This is a genomic window from Zhongshania aliphaticivorans, from assembly GCF_902705855.1.
Classification (GTDB): domain Bacteria; phylum Pseudomonadota; class Gammaproteobacteria; order Pseudomonadales; family Spongiibacteraceae; genus Spongiibacter; species Spongiibacter aliphaticivorans_B.
The window spans coordinates 134,380-154,741 of the sequence record NZ_CACSIJ010000015.1 but is presented as its reverse complement, the minus strand read 5'-3'; the positions used below and the strand labels follow the sequence as shown (position 1 = coordinate 154,741).

Annotated in this window: 14 protein-coding genes; 7 read left to right on the top strand and 7 right to left on the bottom strand. The window is 49.4% G+C overall.

Features of this window, described 5'->3' with window-relative positions; translation table 11 throughout:
• Positions 1–4: 4 nt before the first annotated feature.
• The 5 genes from GVJ32_RS14815 to GVJ32_RS14795 all read right to left on the bottom strand — a co-directional run bounded on the left by GVJ32_RS14815 (position 5) and on the right by GVJ32_RS14795 (position 7,840).
• Positions 5–2,350, bottom strand: coding sequence for a 1-acyl-sn-glycerol-3-phosphate acyltransferase (locus GVJ32_RS14815; protein WP_159240861.1), 2,346 nt, complete (start codon positions 2,348–2,350; stop codon positions 5–7).
• A gap of 115 nt (positions 2,351–2,465) precedes the next feature.
• Positions 2,466–3,299, bottom strand: a complete 834-nt coding sequence (locus tag GVJ32_RS14810) for an alpha/beta hydrolase (RefSeq protein WP_159240860.1) — start codon at positions 3,297–3,299, stop codon at positions 2,466–2,468.
• A complete protein-coding gene (locus tag GVJ32_RS14805) occupies positions 3,296–4,777 on the bottom strand; it encodes a DUF3336 domain-containing protein (protein ID WP_159240859.1) in 1,482 nt (493 codons plus the stop codon). Before GVJ32_RS14805 ends, GVJ32_RS14810 begins: the two co-directional genes overlap by 4 nt.
• 3 nt (positions 4,778–4,780) lie before the next feature.
• Entirely contained in the window at positions 4,781–6,241 is a 1,461-nt protein-coding gene (locus tag GVJ32_RS14800) for a wax ester/triacylglycerol synthase family O-acyltransferase (RefSeq protein WP_159240858.1), read from the bottom strand.
• Between the two features lie 24 nt (positions 6,242–6,265).
• Entirely contained in the window at positions 6,266–7,840 is a 1,575-nt protein-coding gene (locus GVJ32_RS14795; RefSeq protein ID WP_159240857.1) for an HAD-IB family hydrolase, read from the bottom strand.
• Positions 7,841–8,130: 290 nt separating this feature from the next.
• Here GVJ32_RS14795 and GVJ32_RS14790 point away from each other — a divergent pair, with 290 nt between their 5' ends.
• From GVJ32_RS14790 to GVJ32_RS14780, 3 genes are read left to right on the top strand one after another with little or no spacing between them, the layout of a single operon-like run.
• Positions 8,131–9,294, top strand: coding sequence for a 1-acyl-sn-glycerol-3-phosphate acyltransferase (locus GVJ32_RS14790; protein WP_159240856.1), 1,164 nt, complete (start codon positions 8,131–8,133; stop codon positions 9,292–9,294).
• Positions 9,295–11,418, top strand: coding sequence for an ATP-dependent DNA helicase DinG (gene dinG, locus GVJ32_RS14785; protein ID WP_159240855.1), 2,124 nt, complete (start codon positions 9,295–9,297; stop codon positions 11,416–11,418).
• A gap of 24 nt (positions 11,419–11,442) precedes the next feature.
• Positions 11,443–11,766 carry a YqcC family protein gene (locus GVJ32_RS14780; RefSeq protein ID WP_159240854.1) on the top strand — a complete coding sequence of 108 codons (324 nt, stop codon included), beginning with the start codon at positions 11,443–11,445 and terminating at the stop codon, positions 11,764–11,766.
• Between the two features lie 2 nt (positions 11,767–11,768).
• On the opposite strand, the gene GVJ32_RS14775 is transcribed toward GVJ32_RS14780, so the two are convergent.
• Positions 11,769–12,389 carry a response regulator transcription factor gene (locus GVJ32_RS14775; protein WP_200841437.1) on the bottom strand — a complete coding sequence of 207 codons (621 nt, stop codon included), beginning with the start codon at positions 12,387–12,389 and terminating at the stop codon, positions 11,769–11,771.
• 184 nt (positions 12,390–12,573) lie between these two features.
• On the opposite strand from GVJ32_RS14775, the gene GVJ32_RS14770 reads away from it, so the two are divergent.
• From GVJ32_RS14770 to GVJ32_RS14760, 3 genes are read left to right on the top strand one after another with little or no spacing between them, the layout of a single operon-like run.
• Positions 12,574–15,639, top strand: a complete 3,066-nt coding sequence (locus GVJ32_RS14770) for a cache domain-containing protein (protein ID WP_159240853.1) — start codon at positions 12,574–12,576, stop codon at positions 15,637–15,639.
• Entirely contained in the window at positions 15,629–17,143 is a 1,515-nt protein-coding gene (locus GVJ32_RS14765; protein WP_159240852.1) for a response regulator, read from the top strand. The genes GVJ32_RS14770 and GVJ32_RS14765 overlap by 11 nt, the downstream gene beginning before the upstream one ends.
• Before the next feature lie 56 nt (positions 17,144–17,199).
• Positions 17,200–17,955 (top strand): M48 family metallopeptidase, encoded by a 756-nt coding sequence (locus GVJ32_RS14760; protein ID WP_159240851.1) that lies wholly within the window; start codon positions 17,200–17,202, stop codon positions 17,953–17,955.
• Positions 17,956–17,961: 6 nt separating this feature from the next.
• Here GVJ32_RS14760 and GVJ32_RS14755 read toward each other — a convergent pair whose 3' ends face one another.
• Positions 17,962–18,633, bottom strand: coding sequence for a TetR/AcrR family transcriptional regulator (locus tag GVJ32_RS14755; protein ID WP_159240850.1), 672 nt, complete (start codon positions 18,631–18,633; stop codon positions 17,962–17,964).
• Positions 18,634–18,730: 97 nt separating this feature from the next.
• Here GVJ32_RS14755 and GVJ32_RS14750 point away from each other — a divergent pair, with 97 nt between their 5' ends.
• The gene (locus GVJ32_RS14750; protein WP_159240849.1) at positions 18,731–20,338 is read left to right on the top strand and encodes a GMC family oxidoreductase; all 1,608 of its coding nucleotides are present in this window, start codon (positions 18,731–18,733) and stop codon (positions 20,336–20,338) included.
• Positions 20,339–20,362: the final 24 nt, after the last annotated feature.

Sequence of the window (20,362 nt, the reverse complement as noted above, 5' to 3'; positions counted from 1 at the left end):
TAGCTTATTTCTCTAGCTGAGTACGCAGCGCCAAACGCTTTGCATCAGATATAGACGCCAAAAACCGCACGTTGGCAGAAATGGCTCTTAGTTCTTCTAACCAGCGCTGGCGTCCAGCCACTGCGTCGTCACCGGCTTTTAGCAGGTCTTGGTTTTCGGCAATTTTAATGGCATTTTCAAAATAACTGCCGGAGACCGATTCTTCGCAGTGAATACGTTTTTGCAGTACCCGTTGCTTGCCGAGCGTTAGAGCGTGGTCGATGAGTTGTTTTTGATCACTAATTTCCCCCACGGCTTGCATGCGCAAAGCTCGCGCCAGTACAAGATAGGCCTCGATAAAGGGCCGTAGCGTGCCATGACCCAATATAGGTGCAATGCCTGTGAGCAATTTACGGGTTGCTTTCGCGCCTTGGGTAACGCTCTCACGCCAGTTGGGCGCGCGCTGATCAAGCTCACGTTCCAGTAGTACAATAAAGGCACTTGAGCCTTCAAAGAAAAATTCGTACTTGAACATGTCGCGCAATTTCAGTGCTTCGTTATGGAACTGGGCAATGGCATCGTCACCGGTTTCGCTAACGGCGAGTAGAGCCAGATCGGCAATGGCGCTGGTAATAAAAAAGTGAATTAAGCCATTGCGATAATAAGCCGCTGTGCGTCCTGCGTCGGTCGGCAGCATGTAAACAGATTCAATGCCGTCGTTAAATGTATTTATAACGCCGGTAGTATCTAGCTCTAGTAGGCACTTTCTAATACCAGCTTCGTCAAGGTTTTGTACGTCAGTGGTGGTGGAAAATCCCAGCATATTAATAAGCTGCATGAGCTCTTGAATGTCGGTATGCATCTCACTAAAGGTTATCGCCTTGTGGCCGTGCTCAAGAATGACATAACAGATGAGCGAGTTAACCGTTATCGGGGTGACGTTGTTGGTGTCTACCGCGAGTTCAAAGGCAATTTTTTGAATGTCTCGGGTTTGCGGTGTTGGACTGCTGCGATCCAGATGTTCGCTGATAGGTACACCTTCGCCAAACCGCACATGAATTTTGCCGTGGGGGTTTTTTAGGCCACTCACGTATTCCATAAACCAAGAGGCTGACTCGGGGCGCTTTTTACCGCCTGCTTGCAGCGCGTCGTAATCGGCCACTTCGGGGACTTGATCGTAGGTGATAGACACCGGCATGAGTATTAAGTCCGGAGCGTCGTCACGCATATAGGCGCTCACTACATAGTTGATCAGGCCGTAGCGTGGCGGCATGAGCTTACCTGTGCGGGAGCGAGTGCCTTCTAGTGCCCACATCAATGGGAAGCGCTTTTCACCTAAATAGTCGATATAGTTTTTAAATACTACTTTGTAGACTGCATCGTTTTGGAAGCTGCGTCGAATGAAGATCGCACCAGATCTCCGCATTAGTGGGCCTACACCTGGCATATTCATATTGATGCCACCGAACAAGTGCAGTGGCGTTAAATTTTGGTCGTGAAAGATGGTCATCAGTAGAAAGCCATCGATATGAGATTTGTGTGTAAATAAAAATGCGACGGGCTTTTCAGCAAGTAGTTTGCGAATACGCTCGATGTCACCGTCGGCATAATCGATGTTTTTGTCGAAGCCTCGGGTATACATGAACCGGCCAAGTGCGGCGAAAAGATCGGTGCCTAACGTGGTCGGTTTTGCCGACATTTCTTCTAGGCAAAGCTTGGCTTCTTTGATCAGACTGTCCATAGAGCGGCCTGTGGACTGGCTTAGCTCTGTTAAGGCTTTGATCACCGAGGGTTTGCGTATAACTTCGTCGGTAAGCAGTTGTGGAATTTTGTAGCGCGCGCCTTTGGTTTGGCGCTCAATTTTTTCGAGAGCCAAAAATGCTGAGCGATCAATAAATTTAATCAGATTTTCTGTGCCGCCGTGCTTGCCGGCATGTAGGCTGCAACTCTCTTTTAGTTGTTCTAAGCTAGCACCCTTGCCGATGGTAATGCTGTGATTGTCACCGCCTTGACGAAGTCTAATCTGTTGTTGAATCCAGCCTGGGTATTCGCGGTTGCCGGTGATTAAGTCACGCAGCGACACACCTTTCATGTCTTGAGCGTCGCGGGTTTGCCAGCACACTCGTATCGGTACAAAGTAAGGGTTGTCATTTGATTTTGTAAGCTCAAGCAATTGAGTGTTGGTGCGTGAGCTGCTCTGCTTCACTTGCCGTAATTGCCTGTGCACAACGTGGTAGGTAGAACCCTTGGGTTGGTTTTTGCGGATGGCATCTATTAAAAGGCGTTTTTCAGTGCGATTGATACTGTCGACAATGAATACTACGGGGCCAGAGATAGTTTCTGGCCAAGGGTTGGTACGAGTGTCTTGCATTGTGCTATTCCTTTAGTGCGATACCGCTGAATGCCACTATGAAAATTGTTATAGATTTTTTTATTACTTCATTCGTATAGATTACATACTAACTAATTATATATCGCATTTGTCATTATATTTTTTGTTCAATCCACGCTTGGATCGTGGCATAGATTTCGAATTTTTCGGGTTCGAGAAAAATTTCGTGATAAAGGCCTGGGTAAATGTTCAGGGTTTTATCGTTTGAAGAGATAGCTGCGTATAATTTTTCTGAGCCAGTGGGCGACGCCATCTTATCATCACCACCGTGAAGGATAAGCATCGGTAGAGAAATGCTGGCGGCATTTTTTAGTACGCGATCTGCTGTGCTTAAAATTTCACTTATCAGTCGCGCCCTAATTTTCCCGTTGAAGACTAGTGGGTCATTTTTGTAAGCTGCGACGACTGCAGGATCGTGGCAAACGTCATTGGCTTCTAATTGTAGAACAGGTAATTTCGGTAAAACTTTTGAAAGCGTATTTAGCACAGCTTTTTGAATAGGGCTAACTACATCGCCGGTAGCCAGTGCGGCCCCAGACAATATGCAGCCAGCGAGCTTTTGTTGGTGTTCTAACAAATAGGCGCTTGAAATAACGCCGCCCATACTGTGACCCACCAAAAACAATTTGCGGTCTGGGTGTAGTTCGGCAATTTTGTTGCAGTATTGATCTAGTGTGCTTAAAAAATCGTCGAAGCGATTTATATAGCCGCGTAATCCCTGCGAGTGACCGTGGCCTTCATGATCTAAGGCGTAAACCGCATAGCCTTGTTCGGTAAAATAATTTGCTATGTCTACATAGCGATTGCTGTGCTCAGCGAGCCCATGTACCAATATTAAAACCGCTTTTGGCGTGCCAGTCGGCTGCCAGTTTTGAGTGTAGATACGGCAACCGGAGTTGCTGCTTAAGGTACTTTGCTGGTGTGTCATTTATTAGCTTCCATTGCAACATCGGTTCGGGTTTGTTGTGAGTCTGCAATCAAACGCAGTTCCATGTCACGCAAAATACGGTCTAGAACATGGCTGACGCTGGTTTGTAGGCGAATGGTTTCTATATGCGGCCAGCAGGCACGCTCACCGTCACGAATCATATTCATGATCTCTTCGGTACTGCGGCCCGACAGCAAACCAATGGGGCTGTGCAGGCGCCGTGGAGGCAGAATGTTGATGTCGCCGGTATAGGTTTGCGCTAATACAGAGCTGGTCATATTGACGACTTTACTCAAGGTTGGATTGAGTCCAACAGGTTTGGCTATGAGTTTGGTGCCGGCAAGCAGCCACTCTCGGGTCGTGTTACGCATTGCGTGCTTAATAATACCCCAGCCATGTTGCTCTTTTGATTCGGTTACAAAGGGCAGGGCAATAGGATTGGTTTGGCTGACGATGAAATGGTTGACGCCGTAGAGGCGAGCGACGCGCTTTATCGGCATGTCGTCGCTGACCGAGCCGTCTATCCATTTTCGCGAAGCGAGATAGGCCTGACGTTCGCCGCGCTGGTTTTTGGCCGCTAGGGTGACTGCCGGGAAGGCGCCGGGAAAGGCGCAGGATGCCATGACGGCTTCTCGGATCATGACGTTGGGTGATGCAACCGCATTGAGCAAGCGCGATGATTGATGTTTCTCTGCCGGTGCGACCGAAACATTAATTTGTAGCCCGGTAAGGTGGTAGGCCTCCTGGAATGTCAGGTCGGGAATTAAGCGCTCGTAAAGTTTTACCACCGCGTCAGGTGATATGGCGGCGCGTTTAAACATATTGAGACCGGCAAGAATGCCGCCTTCTTTTTCTACCTCAAAGCGGATGTATTCTGGTGCGAAAATTTTTGCTAAGTCTGCACGTGAGTGAGTGCCCACCAGTGCAGAAATTAAAGCGCCGCCGCTGGAACCTGACATGATGGGCGGTAGCAGTTGCTGTTCCCACAGGGCTTTTACAACCCCGAGATGGAAGTATAAGAGCGTGCCAGAACCACTCAGCATAAGTGCAGAGCGACCAAAGCAGTGGCTGGCGCGCTGGAAAAATTCAAACTTTTCTTCTAAGGAAATATCGTCAGCTTTGTCGCTGGCCAAATGCAGTAATGCCGACCCGATTTCTTCGATGTATTCGACGATAAGGCTTTTGGTGCCAAAGCGGGCCTTTTTGTAGAGAATCGAGCGGCCCATGCCGCCCATATTGCCGTGTATGCCTTCATTAAGGGCAAAAAGAAGCCCTTGGTTGTCTGACTTTGCCCGTAGTTCTCGTAGCCGCTCTAGACGTTGGCGAATAGATTTGAAATCGTATAGGCCACTGCGATCAACGTTTTTCCAATAATCGAGCCCTGTTTTTTCGTCGCTGCAAATCGCTGCAGCTTTCCATTGCTCGTAGGTTTCCGCGTGGTCTAATTCGTGATCGATAACGTCTTTACGTCTAGCCATTACTTATTTGCTCCGGTCAGCATTTGCTGAAGGGGTGTTTGTTAGGTCTCTTAATTCATTAAAGGCCAGCGATAGGCACTCTGTAAAAAATGGCAGGTCGGGAATGATATTGTCAGAACTGGTAATGCTGAAGGACATTTTACCGTTATAGCTAAGGGTGACAACAAATAAGCCCATGGCGTCTGCTAATGGAACCATACCGTATTGGTGCACGCATTGCGCGCCCTTTATGTACAGGGGGATCTGCGGGCCAGGTACATTAGAAACCGCGAGATTACAAAGCTTTGCCGTCACATTGGTGGCCAGAATTAGTTTGCTGGCAAGTGCCATGGTTGCGCCGGGCATGTGTTTGCTGAGGTCGGTCATTAAGCGGGCAGAAACGCCAGATTTGGCTTCTTTCGATAATCTCGTCGCCTTGGTAATAGCGCTAAAGCGCGCTACCGGGTCGGCAATATGGGTGTATAAATTGGCCGACATGGCGGTAATTTCATTGCCGTCGGTTTTGCTGCTGTCTGATTTTGGCGTGCGGGCATTAATTGGCACCCAAGCAATTAACGGGGTGGCTGGCAGGTCTTGGTGGGCAAGTAAGTAGTGGTGCAGGGCGCCGCTGCAAATGGCGAGTACCACATCGTTTAGTTTGCTTTCGGGCACCAGTGTTTGCAGAGATTTTAAGTCTGTCAGTTGGAAGCTGCATGCCGAGAAGTTCTTTTGCGGTGCAACAGCGCCGTTAAAGCGGCTATGAACGACGGTATTGCGCTCGGACTTGTCTTTGCTGATTAGCGACTTCATTACACTGGGTGCAATGCTTGGAATACTGCGCGCTGCGGTATTCATAAATTGCAGCGGTGAACGAATGTGGTTGTGAATTGCGTTGTACAGCATTTTTCCTACTGTGGGTTCGTCATCGTGTATTCCCTGTATATTGCTGATATCTGCTGCGGGAGTGCCGTATGGGTCAATATCGCTAAGCGCTTGGAAAAAACGCATTGCTGAGGTTCCGTCAATGGCAACGTGATGGATTTTGGTAATGAGTGCAAAGCTGCCAGGGGGTACGTCTGCGCATTCGGTTTCGTCAATATTATTGAGTTTATTGACAATATGGATTTCCCACAAGGGGCGATTCATATCCATCGGTCGGGAGTGAATACTTGCGGCCAGATCGCATAGCTGCTGCCAATTGCCGGGGGTGGGTAGGCTGGCATTGAACAGATGGCTGTCGATATCGAAATAGTTGTCGTCAATCCAGTAGGGATAGTCCAGATTTAGCGGCAGCCGCTTGAGCTTGCGAGTAAAAATAGGGCTGACGTGTAAACGACTTTGAATATGTTCTTTTATCGATAGAAAACAGTCAAAATTTTCGGCATCGGCGGGCGGTGAATACACGCAGATCATGGTCGCATTCGACAGGTTGTTTGCTGTTTCCATGTATAAGAACTGCGAGTCCTGCGGTTTTAACTGAGTCATGGCGCGGCTTACCCCTGTGATGAATTATTGTGTTTGTTTGTCAGTTTGCGATGTGCTGCTGTCGCTCGCCTTAGCGCTGCTATTTTTCGGCGCGGCCTTTTTTGTGCGGGGCTTAGGCTTTGCCGCCGTGACATTGGCTTTTGCGGCTATTTCTTGTGTAGCAGATTTTGTGCCGACAGTGTTCTCTGCCGGAAACCCAAGGGCAGTAAGGAATTGATTACGCACCTCATTGATGTGCGCGTCGAGAGTCTCTTTACGCCACGTGGTGGTATTCACAGCGGGTAAAATCTCGACGGTGACCGTCGCTGGGTGAAATAGAAAATCGCCCTTGGCTTGAACATCTGCGGTGTTGTGAATAACCACGGGCAGAATCGGTACGCCGGCATCAATGGCTAAATGAAAAGCGCCTTTCTTGAACGGTCCCGGTTTCATCGAGCTGGAGCGAGTGCCTTCGGGGGCAATGGCGACACTGCGCCCTTCGATCTGCAAGGTGTCGACCAATGGCTTCATGAGATCGATAGTGTTTTTGCTGTCTGAGCGGTCAATGGGAATGATGCCCGCAAATTCGTAAGCATTGGCCAGCAGGCGGAATTTGCCGAACTCCTTTTTGCCGATGCCTGCAAAATTGTCGCGCAACAGCTTCATAATAATGAAGCCATCGGCTTGGCTTTGATGATTGAATATCACCACCGCTGGGCCGCTATTCGCCATATGTTCTGGATTGCGAACCTTTAGCTCCATTTGGATCAGCGCGCAGACAAAGTCTGAAAACGACGACACCATAAAATTGCGACCAGTAATACTCGAACCGCTCAGCTTAGATACACCCAGTCCGCCGAAATAGGCGCTGATGAGTGAGGTATATACGCCAACGCTGCGCAATGTTTTGCTTAAGCCGCGGCTTCTGCTGCCGAAAGTTTGGCAAGGCCAGTTATTCTTTTTAGCAATTTTAGTAAGGCGCTTATTGGGGTTGAGCGGCCTGGGATGGCCGACGGCTTCTAGCAGCGGAAGGTCTTCATCGCTGTCGGAATAAAAGTAGCTTTGATCTAGGTCGATACCGTGTTCGGCGGCAAAATTGTTTGCCGCCCGTACTTTTCCGTCACCCCAGCACACCGGGGAAATCACTTCGCCGGTGAAGCTGCCGTCTTTTACTTGGTATTGGGTGCATAGAATGTGGTCAATGCCCAGCTCCTTGGCGGCATCGGTAAGTTGGTACTGGCTGGCGGAGGACACAATGACAATCTGGTGACCTTGCTGGCGATGCTTTTCGATTAGTGCGCGGGCTTCAGGGTATATCAGTTTAAAAATGTTCTTTTCGTATACCTGTTTACCTAGGTCAGCAAAATCACTTTCTAGCATGCCTTTGAGGTGAGAGCTGCCAATACTCATTAGTTCATCGGCGTCGATTAGGTGAGCGCGGTAATTCACTAAGCCCAAAATGACCTCGGTGATCTGATGGCGCCCGAGGAGCTTGCGTTTAATTTGCTCTTTTAGCAGATAAAAAGCGGAATAACCGGCGATCAGGGTGCCGTCAAAATCGAAGAAAGCTGCCGTTTGTTTATCTACGGCATGGCCTTTAGTGCTTGATTTAATTGGCATATTTTTCCCTGCTTCAGATTTAAGAATTATGTTCATATACGAAATGTAATCATGCTTACTAAATTGTGCATTGGATTAGCTCGAGAGTCCAGTGCTTTTACCTTGAAAGCTAAGCTGGGTACGGGGTGGGGTGCAGGATTGGGGCTTGCGAGAGAGGGGGTGTGAGCCCCGAATAAGAGCGTTTTACCGACAAATTGAGTATTTAGTAGCGGGTGATTGCGCTAGGCAGATGACGACTGCGCTTGAATCCTTTATTGTACGCCCCTTCATATTGTAGAGAGCAAAATCCGATGGATGACTTCGCTGAGATCCGGCCATACCACGACGATGAAGTCGTGCCGGTTTTAGGCAAGTTGCTGGTCGACCCCGAGTTATTAAATGTGGTCGCCAATCTGCGTATTCCCAAGCTAAACCGCTATTTACCGTGGTTGGTTCGCCCCTTTATCACTTGGTATTTACGTCGCGAGTTAAAGGGCGTCAGCAGCGTGGCGGACTTTCAGTTAATCATTAAACGCTATATGGATGCGATGATCGAGGATCATACCTGTAGCTTTAATGTGTCGGGCCTAGATGTGCTTGGTTCGGACGCGGCCTATTTATTTATTAGCAACCACCGTGATATCGCCCTCGATCCCGCCTTTGTTAACTATGCCTTGTATCATCACGAACGGGATACTGTGCGGATCGCCATTGGCGACAATTTGCTGTCAAAGCCCTTCGCTGCAGACCTAATGCGCTTAAATAAAAGCTTTATTGTGCGTCGCTCAGCCCGTGGCCCTCGCCAGATGCTGGCCGCATTTAGGCAATTGGCAAACTATATTCGATTCTCTTTATTAGAAGAGCGCAGTTCTATTTGGATAGCCCAGCGTGAAGGCCGCGCTAAAGATGGCAACGATGCCACCGAGGCGGCGGTGATAAAAATGATCGGTATGGCGCAGCAAAAGCCAGACGAGAGCTTCTCTGACTATATCAACAAGCTAAATATTGTGCCGGTGTCTATTTCTTACGAATGGGATCCCTTAGATGCCGCTAAGGCCCAAGAGCTAGTGCATGTAGAGCGCGATGGCGCGTATTTAAAAGCCGAACACGAAGATTTAAAAAGTATCGCCGTCGGCGTTTTGGGCAATAAGGGCGATGTTCACGTTAGTTTTGGTGCACCGCTAAAGGGTGAGTTTGCCGACGCTTCAGCGGTGGCGGCGGTGCTGGATAACGCAATTATTGATCAATATCGTCTGCATGCCAGCAATGTGCTCGCCTATAAGCGCCTTTACAACGATGACCGCTGGCGCGAGCTGCAGGTGCCAAAAATCACCGATGCCGATGTCGCCGAATTTGAAAAGCGTTTTGCAAAAATGCCTCAGGAATTCCGCGTTAAGGCGATGGAGATATACGCTAACCCCGTGAGAAATCAGTTGCGTAGTCGCGATCTGCGGGCCGTCGACGAGGCGGTTTAAGTGCTCACAGATGCACTGAAAAAAGCGATTCAGGACGCATATCGACAATTCCTAGATGTAAAACAGCTGCGTCCTCGCTACGGTCAGCGCTTGATGATTGCCCATATTGCGAGAGTGCTGGGCGGTGTAAAGCGTAATCAAGAGTTTCAGCGTGGTGGTGGCGATCATCTCTGTGTGGTGGAAGCCGGCACAGGCACGGGTAAAACCTTGGCCTATGCGGTAGCGGCGATTCCGATTGCGCAGCAGACTAACAAAACCCTCGTTATTTCTACCGCAACTGTGGCTCTCCAAGAGCAAATAATTTACCGCGATCTGCCGGATATTCTTACTAATAGCGGGCTGCAATTTACTGTTAGCTTGTCTAAGGGCCGCCGGCGCTATATCTGTTTATCTAAATTAGATCAATTATTGTCGGGGGCAGACGCTAAGGTGTTGCCGCTGTATATCGACGAGCACATGGCGGCCCCCGACGCTGAAAGCCTGTCTTTGTATACCGATTTTGCGCAGAAAATGGCGACCGGAAAGTGGGCGGGTGACCGTGACGACTGGGATACGGTGATTGCCGATGATAAGTGGACGCGGGTCACGACCGATCATGCCCAGTGCACTGGGCGGCGCTGCAGTCACGTTAAACAATGTAGTTTTTTTAAGGCTCGCGAATCACTGACTCAAGCGGATGTTATCGTGGCGAATCACGACTTGGTGCTGGCCGACCTCGCCCTAGGTGGCGGCGCTATACTGCCGCCGCCGGAGGAGTGCATCTATATATTTGATGAAGCTCATCACCTGCCCGATAAAGTCATAAACCATTTCAGTGCGAATTTCCGTCTTGCGGCGACTGAACGCTGGATGGAGCAAATAGAGCGCGCCTTGACCGCCATGATCGCAGTGCCTGCGATGGACATGACGGCACGGGGACAGCTTGAGAGCTTACTGGCTCAGCTTATTGCAGTGCGACGTGGTTTGGCTCCGTTGCGGCCCTTACTGGAAGACTTATTAGACGGCGCTGAAGAGCGGCAGGGAACAAAGAGTGTGCGCTTCCCCGACGGTATTGTGCCAGATGACTTAGCCGCCCATGCTAGAAGTATGGCCGAAGGCTTTAGCGGGATTATTCAGCAGGCTGAACGCATTATCGATACCTTGCAAGATAGCTTAGACAGCAATCAGCTGCTAGCGAGCCGCGAGGTAATGGAGCAGTGGTTAACAACTGTGTCATCTACCCGTTTTCGGGCGGAAAACGCCGTTGCGCTGTGGCGCTCCTACGCCAGTGACGCTAGTAAAGAAAAGCCGCCAAATGCGCGCTGGATGGCCTTGGTCGAAACTGGGCAGGGCTTATTCGATATCGAATTAAATGCTAGCCCGATATTGGCCGCCAATGCGCTTAAGTCGGCGCTGTGGTCGCGTTGTTATGCGGCGGTGCTCACCTCGGCGACCTTGACGGCCTTGGGTAGCTTTAATCGTTTTAGTATGCGCGCGGGGCTCGACACTGATGCTAGCTTTGAGGTGGTGCCCAGTCCCTTTGCTCACGCCGAGGCGGGTGAATTATATATACCGGCCATGAACTGCGACGCGGGTGATGCTGAGGCCCACACCGCCGCGTTAATAGAGATGTTGCCGGAGTTGATGTCGCCCTCTGAAGGTAATTTGGTATTGTTTTCGTCTCGCAAGCAACTGCGTGCAGTTCGCGAAGCCATGCCGGCACAGTGGCAGAGCCGTATCTTGGCGCAGGACGATCTGCCAAAACACGAGATCCTCAGCCAGCACCGCAAGCGCCTAGATGGCGGAGAAGGAAGTGTGATTTTCGGTTTGGCGAGCTTTGCCGAAGGGGTAGATTTACCCGGCAAGTATTGCTCCCATGTCCTTATCGCCAAAATTCCCTTTGCGGTGCCAGAAGATCCGGTAGAAGAAGCATTGGCAGAGTGGATTAGCCGCAACAATGGCAATCCCTTTATGGATATTACCGTGCCAGATGCGGCGGTAAAATTGATTCAGGCCAGCGGACGTTTACTGCGCAGCGAATCTGATGTTGGACGAATTACTATTTTAGACAGACGAATTGTGACTCGGCACTACGGCCGGAAAATGCTAGCGTCGATGCCGCCCTATCGACAGATCATAGAATAAGCTTGGAATGTAATAGTAGAGATGATGGCTGAGAATCACGAAGTAGCGGCGACTTTAATGGATATTGAAGCAGAGCTGCGCCGAATAGGATGTTGGCAGGCCGAATCGCCGCCGCCAGAAGCACTGCGAAGCGAGCAGCCTTTTGCCATCGATACCTTGAATTTTGCACAGTGGCTGCAGTTTATCTTTATTCCCAGAATGCAGTTTCTGCTAGATCAGCAGCAAGATTTACCGCGTGCTAGCGGGATTGCGCCGATGGCGGAAGAGTATTTTAGTGGTTTACAGTTGCCGGTGAACGGTTTGATGACTGCCCTGCAGGCGATGGACGCCTTGCTGGGCAGTCAGTGAGCTTAGTTGCTGCTACTGTCTTCTGCAGCCATTACCATACGCACCAAGTGGGCTAATGAACGTACACCCATTTTTTCCATTACGCGGGCACGGTGAATTTCTACCGTGCGCTGGCTGATATCAAGATCGTAGGCAATAACCTTATTGGCCTTACCTTCAATCATTAACTCCATAACCTGACTTTCACGCGGCGTTAGATCTGCTAATTTGGCGCGAATTTTATGCTTTTCTTCAAGGTCGGCGCGGTTTTCAGCGTCGGCGGCAATAGCCTGCTGGATTTTGCCAAGCAGCTCTTCTTCGCGATAGGGCTTTTGTACAAAGTCCACCGCGCCTCGCTGCATGGCGTCTACTGCCATCGGCACGTCACCGTGTCCGGTCACAAAAATAATAGGCAATATAGAGTTGCGAGAATTAAGTTGGCGCTGCAATTCCATGCCGTTCATGCCTGGCATACGAATGTCTAACACCATGCAGCCGGCCATCTCGGTGGTGTAATCCTCTAGAAAAGAGTCGGCGCGGGAGTAGCTAACTACTTTGTGGCCAACGGATTCCAATACCATCTGCAGTGAGTCTCGCACGGCTTCGTCGTCTTCAACGAGGTACACTGTCGCTTCAATAGTCATTATTACGTCCTTGCCGTTACCGTTTTATAATGTATTCAGGCTACCATGAAATGACAAACTATGGGCATGCCTAAGTAGTGAATAAATTGATTGATACTGGCGGGAAGCACCAAGACTGGATAAGCTTCTGCCTAATAAGCTGCAACGCAACAAAGCGATTGCTATACAACAACAAGGGTTGCGCATGCGAACTAAGCGCAGTTTAGTACAGATTTATCTCCTTAGCCTAGTCGCATTGTCTGCGATTCCTTTGGCGATATTCGGCTATATCTGGATTGCAAAAGAATACGAGCGCTACACTCAGCAGAGTGAAGCATGGCGAGACACCTATGTTGAGTCACGCAGGGAGCTATTGCGCCGAGAAGTTGGCAAGGCCGTTGAGTATTTAGATTTTAAACATACCCAGCTAAACCGGCAGATATACAATGATTTGCGACAGCAGGTCGCGGTGGGTATATCGCTAATAGAAGACACTCGCAAAGAGTTTGTTGGCGAGAGCAAAACCGATCAATTAACCCGTCTGCGGGCGACCATGGCGTCGCTACGTTTTTTAAATAACAAAGGTTTTTTCTTCTTATTTGATAGCAGTGGGCAGGCTTTGCTGCCGCCGATGAACCCTGCCGCCGAAGCGCGAATGACCGATACAGCGACGGTTAACGCGTTTTCATCGCAGATTCGGGCCGCATTACAAGATAAAAAATACGACTTTCTTGAATACCGGTTTACCGATCCTAGCAGTGACGTTGCTACCGAACGTAATTTTAGCTTTGTTTACTATTACAAACCGCTGAGTATTTATATTGGCGCGAGTATTTTTTTGAGCGATGAACTTAACCGGCTTAAGCGCGAAGTTATTGAGCGAATTGCAGCTGTCCCCATCGATCCTGATAACTCCATATTATTTGTGGTTGATAAAGACGGTCGGCAATTGGTTAATGCATACGACCCCAGTAATGTCGGCTTGTTAATGCCGGATATTGTCGATGTGAGTACGCGAGTCGGCGGTGAAGAACACAGCTTGTTTACTGAGCTTAATTGGCTTGATCGCGACGGTGAGAAGAAACCCGTTATTTCGTATATTCGCCGCTTTGAACCCTGGGGTTGGGTGTTGGGTTCGGGTGTATTCTTGGATGAACTCAACGATAAATTAAGTGACGAGCGCGCTGCTTTACAAGAGCGGGTCAAAGAGCATATCCGTTTTATTGTGATTATTGCTTTCATTTTAATGATTTTCTCAACCATCGCGGCGCGTTGGTTGGCGAGGCGCAGTGCTGCAGGCTTCCATATATTCCAGCAGTTTTTTGCCGACGCGAGTAAACGTTCCACGGCGATAGATATTAAGCGCCTACCTTTTGCGGAATTTCAGCGCCTAGCTGAAGACGCGAATTTTATGGTAGCAAAACGCACCGAAACCGAACGCGCTTTAAAACTAAGCGAACGTCGTTTCCAACTGGCGCTAGATGCGGCACAAAACCATCTGTGGGATTTAGACTTGCAGACCGGCCTTGTTACCGTTGGGGAGAGCTTCTTTCGGATGTTGGGTTACGACGTCCCCGTCAAACCTTATCCCGTTGGAGCTTTTAAAAATATTGCCTTCGCTGATGATTTGCAAATCATTGCCTCAGCGGTGGACAGTTGGCTGGGAATGGCAACGGGCAATAGTGTCGAGTTTCGGGTTAAGGATCGCGCGGGTAATTTCCGCTGGATTTATAGCCGTGGCGACGTGGTTGAAAACNATCAAAACGATAAGCCGATTCGTGCGATGGGTATTATGACCGACGTAACGGATCGCAAACGAATTGAGCAAGAGTTAGTGAATGCGCGTATCGCTGCGGAAGATGCTCTGCATGCTAAAAGCCAATTTTTGTCCAGTGTGAGCCATGAGTTGCGCACGCCCTTAAATGGGGTGTTGGGTTATGCCCAGCTTCTGCAGCGCGACACCGGTATCCCCGCGGGCAGCCAGGAGTATTTGCGAGCAATAGAAAGTTGCGGCAAGCATTTGCTTACCTTGATTAACGATGTGCTGGATTTGGCCAAGATCGAAAGTGGCAATATCGATATCGTATGTCGGCCTAATAAGCTCGACGATATTGTGTCGAATGTTAGCGATATTGTTGCCCATAGGGCGCAGTCTAAAGGTCTTGAATTTATTGTTGATCGGGCTACAAACCTACCTGAACAAGTGCAAGTTGATGAGGTGAAGCTGCGGCAGGTGTTGGTAAATTTACTCGACAATGCGGTGAAATTTACCAGCGTTGGCAAGGTGGTGTTAAAACTTCAGGCTGATTTTGAAACCAAGCAATTACTGTTTTCGGTGACCGACAGTGGTATGGGGATTCCGAACGAAAAGCTACGCGATGTGTTTGAACCCTTCCGTCAAGTGAATCCTCAGGACGGTAAGGGCACCGGTTTAGGTTTGTCTATTTGTCGGCGCTTGGTTGAAGCAATGGGCGGAAGTTTAAACCTTAGTAGCGAATTTGGTCGCGGTAGCTGCTTCTATTTCGATGTGCCTTTGCTGGAAATAAATTCAGATGTTCTTCCCGTAGAGCGCCCAGCAGATAAAGCCGACTTGGCTCCGCAGTTATTGGCGGGCGTTGAACCAGATCCAGCGATCATTGTTGCGGATGATGTCGCCGTAAACCGTCATGTTCTATTAAGTATGTTAGAGGACGTGAGTAGCGATGTGCGCGAGGCCGCAAATGGTCTTGAGGTCATTGAGCTACTTAAAGAGCGCACGGCGAAATTAGTGTTGATGGATTTGCGTATGCCAGACATGGATGGCATGGAAGCGACGCGGGTGATTAAGCAAGATATGGGCATGAGTGAGGTCGCGATTATTATGGCCTCCGCGACAACCGATGAAGAGATGATGGAAGAAGCTGTGCAGGTCGGCTGCGATGGATTTTTACCCAAGCCGATCAGCATTGGTGATTTATTAAAAGTAGTTGCGTCTACCTGCGGGGTTCAGGCGAAAAACACCGTAGAAGTGGTTGCGCCGGTCGCGATGGTGACTAGCCGATTACAGGATGTGGTGTTACCCAATGAACAAGATTTGCTAGCGTTGCAAGAGGCCGTGAATCTTGGCGACGTTACTGGACTGCGAGAACTACTGTGCCAGCTGCGTCAACACAATCCAGATTGCGATGGTTTTATTAGTGAGGCCGAAGATTACCTCAGTGAATTTGATTTCGATAAACTTGCTCGGCTCGTCGTTCAAGCAACACATGAGGTTAGCGTGAATGATGCCTGATCGCGGTAGCGAACAAGTTTTGTTGGTTGATGATAATCCAACAAATTTACAAGTCTTATTTAAAACATTGGAAGGCAGTGGCTACCGATTACTTGCCGCGCGAGATGGTGAGGCCGCACTTTATACTGCAAAGCGCGCGCGTCCGGCATTAATTTTACTTGATGTCATGATGCCAGGAATGGATGGCTTTGAAGTTTGTGAGCGTCTTAAAGCAGATCCAGAAACAGCGGATATTGCGGTTATCTTTTTATCGGCTTTAACCGACAGCCAGTCTAAAGTTCACGGCTTGGCTATCGGTGGTGTGGACTATATTGCCAAGCCATTTCAGACCGACGAAGTGCTTGCACGGGTTCGAACTCACATTAAAATCCAGCGTTTAGAGCGCGCGCTCGCCCGCCGTAATACGGAATTAGAAGACGAGAACCAGCAGATTTTAAATGCCGTGGATGAAGGTATTGTTGGCTTGGATGTTACCGGTCGAATTACCTCTATGAACGCACAGGCGGCGGCGATTACGGGGTGGGCCGCTGCAGACAGCATTGGTGAGCTGTTCTCACAACTGAATTTATTCCCCAACGATGCACCACTTAGCCAATCTTTTTCGCTGCTCTGTGAGGGTGGAGTTGGCCTTCGTAAAGATCACGTTAGTATTAGTACTCGCTCGGGGCATGTTGCCCCCGTAGCTTTGAGCGGCTCACCGCGCAAAGAGGGTGGTGCAGTATTGGTATTGCGAGACATTAGCGAATGGTTAAAAGACCAGTTTGCCCTTGAGCAAGCCCGAGAGGAGATGGATACCCAGCGCCAACACTTAGCCCACATTGAACGCCTAAGTACTGGTGGTGAAATGGCGGCGGGAATCGCTCACGAAGTAAATCAACCGCTTACTGCAGTGACAAATTATGCGCGGGTAGCTCAGCGGCTGCTGGCTGATTTACCGGAAGATCGTCGACAAAAAATGGACGAAGTATTGTCTAAAATTGCGGTACAAGCTGAGCGTGCGGCGGCGGTTATTCAGCGTATGCGCAGCTACGTTAAAAAGCCGTCGGGTGGGCGCGAAGTGTTACAAATAAACGAAGTGCTTGTCGATGTGCTAGCACTTGCCGAGGTCGATTCTCGGGTTAATGCAATACCAATTGAGCTGGACGTGGCAGAGAGCCTTCCGAAAATTTTCGCCGATGAAGTGCAGTTGCAGCAAGTCGCCTTGAATTTAATTCGCAATGCGATGGAGTCGACAGCCAATACCGGGCAGAGTCATGCGGTGGAAGTGAGTACCTACCTAGACGCGGGAATGGTGTATTTCCGTGTTAAAGATTTTGGCGCGGGGCTGGCGCCCGAGATTGAAGAGCAATTATTTAGCCCCTTTGTGACTTCGAAAGAAGGCGGCATGGGCATCGGTTTATCGGTGTCTAAATCCATTATGCAGGCCCACGGCGGTGATATTCGTTATCAGCCTAATCCCGATGGTGGGGCTATTTTTAGCTGCGAATTTCCGGTGCATCAATAAGATGTTTGTGATTGTGGCGACTAAATTGAGCACCTTGGCTGTGCTTAGTGGTTGCTATGTTTAAAGCGAAAAAGTCAAAGCCGGTAACAGAATTGCGCAGCCAGCAATACCTGCTGTGCCGCGATCAATCTATTCCTGTGACGATCATTCGCAGCCGTCGGCGACGTCGCAAGCTGACGCTGCAGGTTGGCCCTGCGGGGGCGGTGTTAAGGGCACCGTTCGCAACACCAAATGCAGATGTTGATGCGATGTTAAGGCGTAACCGCGACTGGATTTACGAGCGCCAGAGGTTATTGTTAGAGCAGCAGGGTACTGCGCCGCGTTATGAGTCAGGCGAATACCACGATTACTTAGGGCAGCCCCTAACGCTGCGGGTTTGCACCGGTGGTGGTCGAGTAAATGTAGTACTTGGCGATGATACCTTGTCTGTTAGTGGCGATGTTGCCGATGCCAGTCAAGTAGCCCGTGCTGTGCAGCAGTGGTATTTACGGCAGGCTCAACAGCTATTTACACAGCGGCTACGGTTTTGGTCGGCGCGCTTGCCGTGGGTGACAGATGTGCCTGAGCTTCGTTTAAGGCGTATGCGATCTCGCTGGGGAAGTTGTTCTGCGGATGGGCGTATTTGCTTAAATACGCACCTGATAAAGGCCGATTTGCAGTGTATTGATTACGTGATTGTTCATGAGCTTTGCCATCTGCAAGAATTTAATCACAGTCCGCGATTCTACGCCTTAATGACAGAAGCTATGCCCGAGTGGCAAAAATACAAAGAAGTGTTAGAAACTGTCGGTGCGCGATTGGTACGCGAATAGCGCCGCTTAGGGGGTGTTATTCGCTGTGTAGTTGGTGGCGGCACTAAATAAAAATAAGCCGCTTTCGACAACGCTGGACACAGGTTCTCTATAATTGGTTAAGGCCCAGCGGCGCGCGATTTGTAAAACGGCGCCGACTAATCCTGCGTAAATCATGTCTTGGTTGGGAATACCTGAAATATCAGCCAAGTCTAAGGATTCCGTTAGGGTTCTTATCAATACTGCAAATTCTTCCATCGCTTCATAGTAAAGCAAATCGATGGTGTCGCTAACGCCCAAAATTTCGAACAATAATAGTCGCGCTACATCGGGGTTTTGGTGCAGGGTGTCGAAAAAAGCCTGCAAACCTGCTCGGGAAAATGCGGCGCTATTGCGTTCAGATTTTTCAAAGGCAGCTAGCATTCGGTCTTTCAAAAAGCGGGTTTGCGTTTTGTACACCTCGGCTAAAAGCGCCTCGCGATTAGCGAAAGATTCGTAAAAATAGCGTTCGGTTAAGCCTGCTTCTGCGCAAATACTGCGAACGCTAGCGGCAGCATAACCTTGGCTGCCAATAACACTGAGGCCGGCGCTAAGTAATTGCTCATAGCGTTCATTGCGACGTTGGTCGCCACTGCTGCCTCGGTAGCGGCGCGGGCTTTTGTCGAATTCGTTGCGGGATTTTTTGATGGATGTTGGCATTTGGAAATTTTGACATGAGTTGATGTCAGATGTAAAGTGACATGACGTGTTGTCAAATTAGATGGCTTGAATTGCGAGCGGTAGAGGTGTGCTGAACGTGGAATACGATGTCGATTATCTGGTTGTGGGCTCTGGCTTTGGTGGCTCGGTGTCTGCCTATCGTCTGACGCAAAAGGGATATAGCGTTGCGGTAATGGAAATGGGTAAACGCTGGAGCGCAGAAACCTACCCTCGATCTAACTGGTCTTTTCATCGCTGGTTGTGGAAGCCGATGCTGGGTCTTAAAGGCTTTTTTAACATCAGCTGGTTTAAACATGTGCTGGTATTGCACGGCAACGCCGTGGGTGGTGGCTCGATTACTTACGCAAATACCTTGTTAGTGCCAAAGCCAGAAATTTGGCAGCAGGGGAGTTGGGCGGGCTTAAAAGATTGGCCTGCAGATATGCCAGCGCATTACGCTACTGCGCAAAAAATGCTTGGGGTGACCGAGAATCGTATTCTAGGCCCAGCAGATGAGCTTTTGAAAGAAGCCGCAGAAGATTGGGGCTGCGGTGATACCTTTTATAAAACTCAAGTTGGGGTGTTTTTTGGCGACGAGGGCGAGGTACAGGGAAAATCTTATCCTGATCCCTATTTTGATGGTGAGGGTCCTGACCGTAATAGCTGTATCGCTTGTGGCGGTTGCATGGTGGGTTGTCGCTACAACGCAAAAAACAGCCTTGATAAAAATTATTTATATTTGGCTGAAAAACAGGGTGCAGATGTTCATGCCGAAACCCGCGTGGTGGACGTTGTACCTTTAAATGGTAAGGCGGATGGCGAAGACGGTTATGAAGTGACTACGGTAAGTAGCACGTCTTTTTTGTTTCGCAAAAAGCGCCGTTGGCGTGTAAAAGCAGTGGTATTTGCGGGCTCGTCTTTGGGAACGCAGGCCTTGCTATTTAAACTTAGAGATAAAAACTCACTCCCCAATATTTCCTCACAATTGGGTCGTCGAGTGAGAACCAATGCAGAGTCTTTGATTGGTGTGCGCTTACCGATGGTCGACAATATGGATCAAGGTATTGCGATTGGTTCAGGTATTTATCTTGATGAAAAAACACATATAGAGGCAACGCGCTATCCCCGTGGTTCTGATGCGATGGGCTTGTTGGTTACCGCGATGGTGCGCGGGCATACAGATTGGCGTCGGATATTTAATTGGATCGCCACCATGATCCGTTTATTGCTGCGCAATCCTAAGAAGGCGCTGGGCGCATTAATTCCCTTTGGATTAGCTAAGCAGACAATTATTTTGCTATGCATGCAAACCTTGGATGGGCATATCGATATGCTTTATAAGCGCCGCTGGTATTGGCCTTTTAATAAAGGCATGGTGAGCGTCGGCCCCAAAATTCCAGCGCATATTCCTGAGGCCAGTGAATTTGCCTTAAAGGCGGCCCGTCGCTTGGGTGGTATGGCGGGCAGTTTGATTACCGAGGTGTTATTTAATATTCCTGCGACGGCTCATTGTATGGGCGGCGCAGGGATGGGGCGCAGTGCTGATGATGGTGTTGTGGATGTGCAAAGTAGGGTGTTTGGCTATAAGAATATGCTGGTGTGCGACGGCTCTACCTTATCGTCAAATTTGGGAGTAAATCCGTCGCTGACTATTACCGCTATCAGTGAACACGCCATGTCGTTTATTCCAAACAAAACGACTTAAGATGATCACTAGCGAGGAAGGCGG